Here is a 12,015-nt window from a genome sequence, read left to right as displayed (position 1 = left end):
TATGCAAGTAAGCAGTATTAAATATCATTCCACCTCAATCGTTCATTTTCAAAATTAAAAAATAATATAAAACAGCTTATGGTACATATCACAAAGTGCACCATAAGCTGTTTTCTTAATTAATATTTTCTTAAAAAGTCTATTTGTCGATTATATAACTTATTATGAATTAATATTGAAAAGCTTATTCGTTTTAGCGATTGTAGTTAATGTAAGTATGAAATTTCTCGCGAAAAGAAGAAACAAATAATTTAATACTGAATAAAATTAATTTCATGTAAAAATTCCGTTAAGTTAGAAATGATATGTTATGCATAGTATAAAAATGTTATATAATATTTAGTGATCGGCATAAAATCACTTTCTTACATAAAGGAGCCAATACATGATTAAAAAATATTTGTTGAGTGTATTCACTGTTTTAATAGCCATTGTTTTATGTGCTTGTCAATCGACATCGCAAACGCATGAGAAAAAAGCTAAAGAAGAAACGCATAATAAAGAAGAGAATATTTATGCGAAAAAGCGTAGTTCTGGTCAAAATGATTGGGTTGAATATAAGGGTGATGTAGCACATATCTTCTTCCATCCTTTAATTACGGATCCTAAAGTGGCGTTTACTGGTGAAGCGAATCAAGCCAAAGGCAATAATGATTGGATGATTACCGTTGAAGAATTTAAACGCTCACTTGATGAATTATATAAGCATCATTACATATTGATTGATCCACATGATGCATATGATTTCAATTCTAAACCTATTAAAAAGAAATCACTTAAGTTGCCTAAAGGAAAGAAACCGTTAATCTTATCAATAGATGATATGAATTATTATGAATATATGAGAGGAAATGGTTATGCAGATCGTTTAGTATTAGACAAATATAATCATGTTGTATCTCAAACGAAAGGCAAAGATGGTAAGTTTACTCAAAGTGAATCGAATGATATTGTTCCGATTCTAAATCGTTTCGTAAAAGAACATCCAGATTTTTCATTGAATGGACAAAAAGGTGTAGTTGGTTTAACTGGATACAATGGGGTACTCGGATATCGCACGAATGAGTTGGATAGTAAAGACTACTCTAAGCGTAAAGAACAAGCGATAAAAGTTGCAAATGCAATGAAACGCGATGGTTGGACATTCGCAAGTCATTCTTGGGGGCACATTGATTTTGCAAATAGTTCATATGATCGTATTGTGAAGGATACAGAACGTTGGAAGAAAGAAGTAACGCCAATTATTGGCAAAACGGATTTATTTATTTTCCCTCATGGTGCGCAAGATAGAGGTTCAGCAGGCTATCAGTACCTAGAGAATAAAGCAGGATTTAAATTCTTAGCTGGGGTAGGTCCGAATAATTTTACTGATATTGGTGAAGATAGCGTTTATCAAGACCGTGTTGCTATCGATGGTTTGAATCTATATGACTTTAAATACAAGTTGAAACCATTTGTAGATCCAGACAAAGTTTATAGCAAAGAAGATCGTAGTTATTTTAAAGGTGAGAAAGGTTATAAATAATTAGTCGAACTCTGAGAATTGCATTATGGTAGTTCTCAGAGTTTCAATTTTTCATTAAAAAGCAAGTAAAGTTTAATGGATATCAAAATGTATAGTAAGTAACAACAATATAGTTAAGGGATTATGATTTTGAATATAGTTGTATTATTCCTATAATATTGTTATAAAAGGTATTGTGCAACATTATTAATATTAAAAAAAGTAGGGGATATTTTGTTTGGTAAATTTGTAAAAGGAATAGGTATTATCACTACGATTTCGTTATTACATACTTCGATAAGTGATGCGAGTGAATCGCCAGTAACTATTGCTAATAAAGAAAAGAATAGTAGTATTAGTACGAAATATCAGCCTAGTGGTGTCATGCTTACTACTGATCAAGGGCAAATTCTATATAATTACCGGGGAAATAATCAGGTTGACCCTGCTTCTATGTCTAAAATGATGACCTTATATTTAACTTATGAAGCGATTGAGAATGGGAAGTTAAAGCTCAATGACAAAGTGAAAATTACAAATAAGTATGCTACCATGTCCAACCTACCAAACCTATCATCAGTATCATTGAAACAAGGTCAAACGTATACTATTGAAGAATTAATTAAACAAACCACTTTAGCATCAAGTAATGCCGCAGCAATGATATTAGGTGAGAAAGTAAGTGGCGATAATAATACATTTACTAATAAAATGAATCAACAAGCTAAATCGTTTAATATGACTAATACAAACTTTGTCAATCCGGCAGGTGCGCAAAATAGTTTGTTAGATCAATATGCACCTTCAAAATTTAAAAAACAAGATTTCCCTAAAAGTACCGCTAAAGATATGAACCTTTTAATGCAAGCGTTAATTAAGAAGTATCCTCAGATATTACAAATATCTAAGTTGCCACGGGATACTCAAAGAGGAAATACTTTTAAAAGTACGAATCTATCTTTAAAAGGACAACCACTATATTTACCTGGTACAGATGGCTTAAAGACAGGTACAAGTAATAAGGGTTATAACATTGCACTAACAAATAAGCAAGATCAATTACATCTAAATGAAACAATAATGAATGTGAAACCCTTTGGTGATGTAAATGCGAAGTACAATAGAAATAGAATAGGTAATCAAATCATTAAACAATATCGTCAAAAATATGAATATAAGAAAGTGTTAACTGAAGGAGACCATGAGATAGATGGCAAGAAATATCATGTAAAAAAAGATTTATATGATGTTGTCCCTAAAGACAAATCCAAATGGCATCTGGCTATCAATAGTAAAGGCAAAGTTTATGTTCATTATTATAGGGACTTCTTACCAGGCAGTCAGTATCCACGTGTAGCTGTTGATAAAAAATGGAAATGGTTCTAAATCAATAAATTAAATTAGAAAAAATGTCGCTAAGTTTTCATCTTGGCGACATTTTTCAAATAATGAATATCTTTAATAAAGGCGTTTTAGCTCAGTTTCTTCAAATGTACTTCTCTTGCGCCACATATCATATTAACAATTTCTTTCGTCACTTTATCAATCGATTGCTATTGTCCATGTTGAATCCAATTCGTGATGACGCTCAAAATACCTCCAGTTAAAAATTCTCCATATATTGTTACATCTACATAAAATTGACCACTCTGTCGATCAAATTCAATTTGCTTTTGAACTGCTTTATAGATTTGTTCATAAAAAATAGTATAAACTTCGCCGTAAAAATTGAGTGTTATAACGCTACGGACAATGTCTTTATTATCGTGAATAAATGTCAAAACATCTCTCATCAATTTCTCAAAAAATTGTCGTGGGTTGTCGGGATTAATGTCGGGTAAATATAGCTCTCTAAAATGATCAATCAACGTGCCGACAACATGATTTAACAAGTCATACTTATCATTAAAATGACGATAAAAGGTTGATCGTCGTACATTTGCTTTTGCACATAAGTCTTGAACCGTTATTTGTTCAAAAGATTTAGTTTGTAGTAAATCAGAAAATGAAGTAATTAGGGCTTGATGTGTTTTTTGGACGCGTAAATCTTGTTTGTTCAACTTAATCACTCCTCATATCGGACAGTTTGAATAAAATGTCGCTTATGTTACAAACACACATAAGTGACACACAATTCTTGCCCCTCGTCATTTTATAATACTATCGAAGGGTAGATTAATTTCTTTAAGATTACTTATAGTTTACTACTTTTCAATCTAAAAATTAAAAACTATGAAAACTTGGGAAGTGATACGTATGTACTATAGTAATGGAAATTATGAAGCATTTGCACGTCCTAAAAAACCAGAAAATGTAGAGCTTAAATCAGCTTATCTTATTGGTTCCGGATTAGCATCTCTAGCTGCTGCATGTTTCTTGATTAGAGACGGACAAATGGATGGGTCAAAAATCCATGTTTTAGAAGAATTATCTAAACCTGGTGGAAGTTTAGATGGAGATGAACTTTCTTTGAAAGGCTATGTTGTGAGAGGTGGAAGAGAAATGGAGAACCATTTCGAATGTTTGTGGGATTTATTTCGCTCCATCCCGTCACTTGAAATGGATAATGCTTCCGTTCTAGATGAGTTTTATTGGTTAAATAAAGAAGATCCTAATTACTCACGTTGTCGTGTTATTGAGAAAAGGGGGCATCAGTTATCTACTGATGGTGATTTTACTTTGACGCCACAAGCCATTAAAGAAATCATTCATTTATGTTTAATGAAAGAAGAGACATTAAACGACGTGAAGATTACGGATGTCTTCTCAAATGACTTTTTGCATTCGAATTTCTGGATCTATTGGAAAACGATGTTCGCATTTGAGCCATGGCATTCTGCAATGGAGATGCGTCGATATTTAATGCGCTTTGTACATCATATTGGAGGATTAGCAGATTTCAGTGCCCTTAAGTTCACCAAATATAATCAATATGAATCACTAGTTCTTCCGATGATTGCTTACTTAGAGTCCCACGGTGTGCAATTTCAATATGATGTTCAAGTGTTGAATATAAAAGTAGATATCACAACAAAAGAGAAGGTTGCGCGTGAAATACAACTTAAGCGTTCAGGTAAAGATGATATCATTCCTCTAACGCCAGATGATTTAGTATTTGTTACAAATGGTAGTATCACTGAAAGTTCAACTTATGGAGATAACAACACACCCGCACCCCCTACAAAAGAAATCGGTGGTAGTTGGACGTTATGGCGTAATCTTGCCAAACAGAGCCCTGAGTTTGGTTGTCCCGAAAAGTTCTATCATCGTTTACCAGACAAAAGTTGGTTTGTATCAGCAACCGCGACGACAAATAACATGACAATTATTAATACAATCGAGCAAATTTGTAAACGAGACCCTCTAGCCGGCAAGACAGTGACAGGTGGTATTGTTACTGTTAATGATTCTAAATGGCAAATGAGTTTTACTGTTAATCGTCAACAACAATTTAAAAGCCAACCCGAAGACGAGGTGAGCGTTTGGATCTATGCATTATACTCAAACGTAAACGGGGATTACATCCATAAACCTATCACTGAGTGCAGTGGAAATGAAATTTGCCAAGAATGGTTATATCATATGGGCGTTCCTATCAATCAAATTGAAGACCTCGCTAAAACGCAATGTAATACGATACCAGTCTATATGCCATATATCTGTTCTTATTTTATGCCTAGATCCATTGGAGACAGACCACTTGTCGTGCCTGAAAATGCTCGCAACATAGCCTTTATTGGTAATTTTGCAGAAACAGAAAGAGATACTGTATTTACCACTGAATATTCGGTAAGGACTGCTATGGAAGCAGTATACCAATTATTGGACATAGATAGAGGTGTCCCTGAAGTGGTTGCAACAGAATTCGACCTTCGTATATTGATGGATGCCTTATATGAACTTAATGATGGTAAAAATCTATCAGAACTCTCAGAACATAACAAAATACAGAAACTCGCTCTTAACGCTTTCTTGAAGAAAATAAAAGGTACCTATATCGAAGAATTGTTGCACCAACACAAGTTACTATAAGTGTAGATAAAATTCACCCCCACATGACGAATTAGCATGTGGGGATATTTGTTTAGTTTATTTATTGGCCAATATATCGTTTTAAATGTTTAGCGGTTATGGAATTGTCGATGTCAAAGATGCCTTCAGGTTCACCCGCGTAAAGTAATTGGCCACCTTTATCTCCAGCATAAGGCCCAATATCAATTAACCAATCCGCCTGAGTCATCATCGTTAAATTATGTTCAATCAAGATAACCGTATTGCCTTCTTCAATAAGATGGTTAAAGCAATCGATTAGAATTGGCAAATCATCTTCATGTAGCCCAGTTGTTGGCTCATCAAAGATAAAGATCTTATCGGTCACATCTTGTGTCAGGTAACGGCTTAGTTTCACTCGTTGAATTTCACCACCTGAAAGGGTATCTAATGATTGTCCGAGAGTCATATAGTTTAATCCTGTATCCGCTAATGCTTGAAGCGGTCGTATAATACCTGGACTGTCGCTAAATTTCTCAATGGCTTCATCCACGGTTAATGCTAAAATATCCGCAATAGAATAACCTTCTACTTTAGCTTCTAACACTTCTGGACGATATCTTGTACCACCACATAATTCACATACTTGTGAAAAGTCTGGCATAAATGCAAGTTCCGTTTTTAAAACACCTTTACCATGACATTCCGGACAGGCACCTTCTGAATTATAGCTGAACATACTCTTCTTAAGACCAGTATGTTGACTAAAGAAACTACGTACATCATCAAAGATATCTAAATAAGTAAGTAGATTAGAACGATTTGATGCATGGACAGGTTTCTGGTCAATAAAGATAGCCTCTTGTTCACGTTCAAATCCTGCAGTGATGAGTGAACTTTTACCTGAACCTGCAACACCTGTAACAACAGTCATTGCATGCTTAGGTAGTTTAGTTGAGACATTTTGTAAGTTATTGCGACTAATATTAGCAATTTGAAGCATGTCTTTCGATTTACGTGGCGTTTTTTTAAGTTGATGCTGTCGGTTCAACGCTTGACCAGTACTTGTGTTCGAACTGAGTAATTCATTATAAGAGCCAGTAAATGTAATTTCACCACCATTTTTGCCTGCTAAAGGTCCTAAATCAATAATATGATCAGCGGTCTTTATAACATCTGGATCATGTTCTACAACGAGGACTGTGTTGCCCTTATCTTTTAAGGATTGAATGATATCGTTGATACGCTGAATATCCTCTGGATGTAGTCCGACACTTGGTTCATCAATAATATAGATTAAGTCGCTTAAAGGACTATTAAGGTGACGAATGAGCTTAATACGTTGTGACTCACCACCAGATAGCGAAGTTGTTTCTCGCGCTAGTGTTAAATAATTCAACCCAATATAACTTAATGCTTCTAGTTGTTTCTTAAGTGGCTCTATAATCACACGTGCTTTGCCTGATTTTATTTTTCTTAAAAAGGCTAACGCCTCATCAATTTGTAGGTTTGTGAATTCTGCAATATTTAAGCCATTGATTTTACAGCTTAATACAGTGTCATTAAGACGTTGACCATGACAATCAGGACAATCATGTTTCGATACCACTCGGTCAATATCTTCTTTAAAACGTTTCTTTTCGAAATTATCATTAAGTAAAAATGAACGGCGGAATCGATGAATTAATCCTTCAAATTTGGCAGTTCTAGGCCAATTTGACGGTGGATTCTTTAATTTAGTTGGTTCGGTGTATAAAAACGTATCCATTTCTTCATTCGTATAATCTTTTAATTTCTTATCATTATCAAATAAACCTGTATATAAATAACGTTTACCTCGCCAACTATCAGGTCTAAATGAAGGGAATTTAATTGCATCCTCATTAAGTGATTTATCATAATCAAGCAATTCATTTAAATCAATATCTTCAACATAGCCTAGTCCTGAACATGTTTGACACATACCTTTAGGATTATTGAAAGAAAAGATATCTGAATAACCGACAAATGGTTCGCCAATACGTGACCATAGCAGTCGGACAGACGCGTAAATGTCAGAAATTGTACCTACAGTTGAACGAGAGTTACCGCCAAGACGTTTCTGATTAATAATCATTGCGACAGGAAGATGTTTAATTTGATCGACGTCTGGTTTTTCATATTGTGTCAGTTGATGTTGCACATAACTTGAATATGTTTCATTTAACAATCTTTCAGATTCTGCAGCTACAGTATTGAAGACGAGGGAAGACTTCCCCGAGCCTGAACGACCTGTAAATACTGTTAATTGATGCTTTGGAATCGTTACATTTATATTTTTTAAGTTATTTTGTTTGGCACCGATAATTTCTATATTAGTCATAATTACACCTCTTAAACCTAGATTAACTCACATGTTGGTCATATTAAATTATGCTTCGAGTGGTTTGATTTTAACATCAAGATTAAAGTATTCTTTTAAAATATTTCGGTAGTTATCTGAAGTTACATCATATTTATCTTTACCATCCTGTTTACTTAGCGTTAGATGTTGTAAGGACATCGTAGCACGTCCGTATGATTGTGGTTGAGTAACGATAAGTTGTTGTACAAAAATAGAATCTGGATGTTGTGAATTATATTGAATCATATCTTCAAAATCTTCTATTTGCTTAGGTTGGAAGCGAGCCTCGTAACGTGTGCTCCAACTATCGTCTTCGAGTTTCTGAATGCTATAAGTTCCTTCATGCTCTGAAATTACTCGGAATTCACCTGTAATATCTGTAACTGGATGAGTTGGATCTATATTTGTAATAGGTAAGGCCTGTAAAGGTAAGTCACCGAAGCCTACATCTGCAACATAATTTACATCATTAATTGGAACAACAAGTGACATGTGTGAACCTTCTGGACTGCGATTGCCATTAGGCTGTTCAACAGTCGCAGACATACGATATACGGTAAAGCCTTTTTCTTCAAGGTAAGTCCCAAAGAAATGATTCATTTCGTAACAGAAACCACCTCGTTGCTGATTGATCAATTTATCATACAAATCATTAATTTCTACAGATATAGGTACGCCATTTTGGACATTGATATTTTCAAAAGGAACCGTCAACATATAGCGTTTAATGTAATAATTGAGCGCTTCAAGTGAAGGTTCATTATATTTTGATGCATCTATATTTAAATAGTGTTCGATAGCTTGAATATCCATAAGATGAGGTCTCCTTTGTTAAAAGCTTTTAGTAATCCATACCCTATAATGATGAAATGACGCATGTAAGAATAGAGACGAAAAAGGTTCTAAACACTTGATAGCAGTTGATGCCTCGTGTTTAGAACCAGTATTAATATATTAAACTATGTTATGATTCAAAATTACAGTTCTTGTTTGTTGAAAATGGCTATTGAAATGAAATAAGAAGCCACTAAACAAATTAAACCGAGTATTGCATATAATCCGATGAAGAGGATATCTGTAGGATTTGTTCCTAAATCAGAGAATGAACCTGAACGTACAATGGCAGACATAATAACACCAAAGTAAGTAATAAAGAATAAAATAAGAACGATAACCGATGTTGAAATCATGATGACATTTGAATTTTCAGGACCAAATTTAAATGTTAACGGGAACATGATAGCGTATGTGCCTGCAGCACCAATACCTACTAAACCTGAAATAAGTGTTAACATTAAATTCTGATGTATCGCTAATACTGCAATTAAACCAATAATTAATCCGATAAAGATGAGTATGCCATAAAATGCGAAATAGCTTTTAATATAAGCACTACGATGTGTTGGCAATGTTGAAATATAATACATCCACTTAGAATCTTTTTCACGCTTTAAGTTATCCGTCACTGGTGACAATAAGAAAATCATTGGTAAGAAACATGCCATTGCTGGATTTATAAAAGCGAATAAGAAACTTGCTACAATGGCTACAATTAAATATGTGATAAGTGACTTTTTAGATGCATAGAAACTACTTAAAATTAGACCTTTCATTATTTATCACCTCTCATAATTAATTTTGTTGCGTCATCAATAGTGCTAAGTGGGTGAGCGTTCGTTACACTAGACCAATCCTTGATTAAGATTTGGCGTTGACCTTGTCTCACTCTTGATGCAATGATGATGTCTTGTGGAATGTCTAAATCAACATGCTCATCAACTTCGACAATACCATATTGATTTAACAATTCTTCCTTGCTTTCTTGAAGTACAATTTCACCATCACGCATAAAGATTAATTTTGTAGCTAAATGTTCTATATCTTCGGAAATATGAGATGAAATGAGTATGCCATTCCCCTCAGAAATATAGTCTTCCAACATTTCAATGACTTCTTCACGTCCTGATACGTCCATACCAGCAGTTGCTTCGTCCAGTATGAGTAATTTTGTATCATGCGCTAGAGCCATGGCTAAGGCTGCTTTCATACGCATTCCTCTTGAGAACGTCTTAATTTGTGCGTTAGTTGGTAATTCGAAACGCTGAATGACTTCAAAGAAACGATCACTGTTCCATGTTTTGAAAATATTCGCAAAAACTTTATCCATATCTTTAATTTCGAGTTTATCAGGCACACGTAAGTCATCAAATACAACGCCAATATGCTCTTTGTATGCATAATCCTTATCTGAGACAACTTGATCAAAAAATGAAATATCTCCAGAATCTTTAAAACGGTTACCAACTAATGTATTAATCAATGTTGATTTACCTGAACCATTCTTACCAATTAAACCAATAACTTCGCCAGGTTGAAGTGTTAAAGAAATATCTTTCAAATGGAAATTCGATTTCTTATAAGACTTGTTGAGATGTTGCACTTGCAATAGATGTTCCATAGTAATCCTCTCTTTCTGTTGATTAGTATTAGATTTAATTCAATTAAAGATTAGTTACTTTTATCATAATATAGATTAATTAATAAATAACTAAGATTTGTAAAATTTACGTACTTTTAACATATAACCAAATGTGTTGTAAGCGAATAAAATGATTAAGATGCCAATGCCAACTGCTTGGTTAATACCTGTAATGATTGAAAAGATACCTAAGAATATAGCGCCTACCATTATTAAGGAAATATTGACGTGATATACTTTAAACATTGATTCAAGTGCAATATGACGCTCACCTTCATCCATATTTTGTAAAATACGTTCTGTATAATTGGCTTCGCCTTGTTTAGGCATACGGGTATCAAATTTTCTATAAAAGAAACCAAGCATGGTTGACGGAATTAATGTCAATATAAAAGGCACAATGACTAAAAATAAAATAGACGATGGGCCATTACCTAAGGCAATAATAAATATGTTTAATAAAGCGACTAATACTGTAATGTAATATAATGTGCCAGTTCTCATGAAAGTTAAATTAGCTTTTTGTTCATGTTGATCGAGGTTGGCATCATTGGCATTTTCAGTTTTATGTTTGTATTTTAAAGATGTCTGAGAGGTCTTCCAAATCGCTAAGATAAGTCCAATATTAATTAATGAAGCGATAATGGTAACGATAATCGTGAAATTGTATGAAGCGAAATGTAAGATATCAAAGATGTTCCCATCACTTAGCATTCCTATTGAGGCTCCTATCATTCCACCAATAATACCCCCTATCAATAAATAGAGTAAATATCTGCCCACTTTCATAAATCTTCCTCCTCAAATATAAAGACATTTTCAACTGGTTCATTGAATATACGTGCAATTTTAACGGCTGTTAAAATGGACGGCATAAAATCATTCCGTTCAATCAAAGAAACTGTTTGCCGTGAGATACCGGCTTGTTTAGCGAGTTGTGTTTGATTGAAGCCATCGCGAGCACGTAATTCTTTAAGACGATTTCGCAATATTCATCAACTCCTTGGCTTTTGTGTTACATTATCTTTGTCATTTTGACTAGTATATTAGTCAAAAAGACTTGTATTTTTGTCAAATTAGATATAAAAAGTAGCCTTCGGGTTGTCTGAAGTAAGACATCCTGAAGGCTTGTATTACAGTGTTTTGCTATTTGTTAAGACCCATTGATTAAGATCGTTAAGATGATATTTTGTGACGATGGTTTGATTTACTTCATCCAATGTAATCGAAGATAAAGTGGAGATAAGTGTATGTTGAATTGTATTTAATGCATGACTAACTACACACATTTCAGCTTTTTGGCCTTCATTTTCACCTAAGAAGGGTTTCAATAATTGCTGACTTGCAAAAATCGTATCGCGACCTTCTATTGCTAGAAAAATATCATAAAACGTGATCTGATTTAAAGGTTTGCTTAACGAGAAACCACCATGCTTGCCCGTAGTAGAATTGACAAGTCCTTCTTTAACAAGTGCTTTAATAATCTTCTTTAAATAAGAATCAGAAACATTTAAACGATCACTTAAAGCAGTAGAGGTCATCACGCTATGTTCTGGTAGTAGATTCAGCATTAATAGAACATAGACAGCTTGCTCCCATCCTTTAGATAATTTCATAATACTCCTCCAATGATAGACGTTTCTTTTATTATAAAATATA

The 12,015-nt window shown here is 33.9% G+C and carries 11 protein-coding genes; 3 read left to right on the top strand and 8 right to left on the bottom strand.

Translation table 11 applies throughout. From position 1 onward, the window contains the following. Window positions 1-385 precede the first annotated feature (385 nt). Together HMPREF3265_RS07460 and pbp4 are read left to right on the top strand one after the other, a co-directional pair. Entirely contained in the window at window positions 386-1,525 is a 1,140-nt protein-coding gene (locus HMPREF3265_RS07460) for a polysaccharide deacetylase family protein (RefSeq protein WP_011274631.1), read from the top strand. A gap of 213 nt (window positions 1,526-1,738) precedes the next feature. Further along, complete coding sequence (gene pbp4 / locus HMPREF3265_RS07455; protein ID WP_070581053.1) at window positions 1,739-2,890, top strand: penicillin-binding protein PBP4; 1,152 nt, start codon at window positions 1,739-1,741, stop codon at window positions 2,888-2,890. Between the two features lie 167 nt (window positions 2,891-3,057). Here pbp4 and HMPREF3265_RS07450 read toward each other — a convergent pair whose 3' ends face one another. Then, a complete protein-coding gene (locus HMPREF3265_RS07450; RefSeq protein WP_256323922.1) occupies window positions 3,058-3,564 on the bottom strand; it encodes a TetR/AcrR family transcriptional regulator in 507 nt (168 codons plus the stop codon). Window positions 3,565-3,760: 196 nt separating this feature from the next. Here HMPREF3265_RS07450 and HMPREF3265_RS07445 point away from each other — a divergent pair, with 196 nt between their 5' ends. After that, window positions 3,761-5,536 (top strand): oleate hydratase, encoded by a 1,776-nt coding sequence (locus HMPREF3265_RS07445; protein WP_070581052.1) that lies wholly within the window; start codon window positions 3,761-3,763, stop codon window positions 5,534-5,536. A 61-nt stretch (window positions 5,537-5,597) separates the two neighbouring features. On the opposite strand, the gene HMPREF3265_RS07440 is transcribed toward HMPREF3265_RS07445, so the two are convergent. The 7 genes from HMPREF3265_RS07440 to HMPREF3265_RS07410 all read right to left on the bottom strand — a co-directional run bounded on the left by HMPREF3265_RS07440 (window position 5,598) and on the right by HMPREF3265_RS07410 (window position 11,972). Then, window positions 5,598-7,856, bottom strand: a complete 2,259-nt coding sequence (locus tag HMPREF3265_RS07440; RefSeq protein ID WP_070581050.1) for an ATP-binding cassette domain-containing protein — start codon at window positions 7,854-7,856, stop codon at window positions 5,598-5,600. A gap of 48 nt (window positions 7,857-7,904) precedes the next feature. Beyond that, on the bottom strand, window positions 7,905-8,690 hold the full coding sequence (locus tag HMPREF3265_RS07435) for an arylamine N-acetyltransferase family protein (protein ID WP_070440509.1): 786 nt from the start codon (window positions 8,688-8,690) through the stop codon (window positions 7,905-7,907). A gap of 164 nt (window positions 8,691-8,854) precedes the next feature. Continuing rightward, the gene (locus HMPREF3265_RS07430; protein ID WP_053016247.1) at window positions 8,855-9,490 is read right to left on the bottom strand and encodes an ABC-2 transporter permease; all 636 of its coding nucleotides are present in this window, start codon (window positions 9,488-9,490) and stop codon (window positions 8,855-8,857) included. Continuing rightward, window positions 9,490-10,335: an ABC transporter ATP-binding protein gene (locus HMPREF3265_RS07425; protein ID WP_037537568.1), complete on the bottom strand. Its 846-nt coding sequence runs from the start codon at window positions 10,333-10,335 to the stop codon at window positions 9,490-9,492. The genes HMPREF3265_RS07430 and HMPREF3265_RS07425 overlap by 1 nt, the downstream gene beginning before the upstream one ends. A gap of 90 nt (window positions 10,336-10,425) precedes the next feature. Beyond that, on the bottom strand, window positions 10,426-11,145 hold the full coding sequence (locus HMPREF3265_RS07420; protein ID WP_070440511.1) for a DUF3169 family protein: 720 nt from the start codon (window positions 11,143-11,145) through the stop codon (window positions 10,426-10,428). Next, window positions 11,142-11,345 (bottom strand): helix-turn-helix transcriptional regulator, encoded by a 204-nt coding sequence (locus HMPREF3265_RS07415; RefSeq protein ID WP_053030654.1) that lies wholly within the window; start codon window positions 11,343-11,345, stop codon window positions 11,142-11,144. The genes HMPREF3265_RS07420 and HMPREF3265_RS07415 overlap by 4 nt, the downstream gene beginning before the upstream one ends. A gap of 144 nt (window positions 11,346-11,489) precedes the next feature. After that, a complete protein-coding gene (locus tag HMPREF3265_RS07410; RefSeq protein ID WP_070581048.1) occupies window positions 11,490-11,972 on the bottom strand; it encodes an RrF2 family transcriptional regulator in 483 nt (160 codons plus the stop codon). Between the last annotated feature and the right edge of the window lie 43 nt (window positions 11,973-12,015).

Origin of the sequence: Staphylococcus sp. HMSC62B09 (genome assembly GCF_001839115.1) — a bacterium.
GTDB lineage: Bacteria > Bacillota > Bacilli > Staphylococcales > Staphylococcaceae > Staphylococcus > Staphylococcus haemolyticus.
The sequence above is the reverse complement of the archived record's forward strand: the minus strand, read 5'-3'. Positions and strand labels throughout refer to the sequence as shown.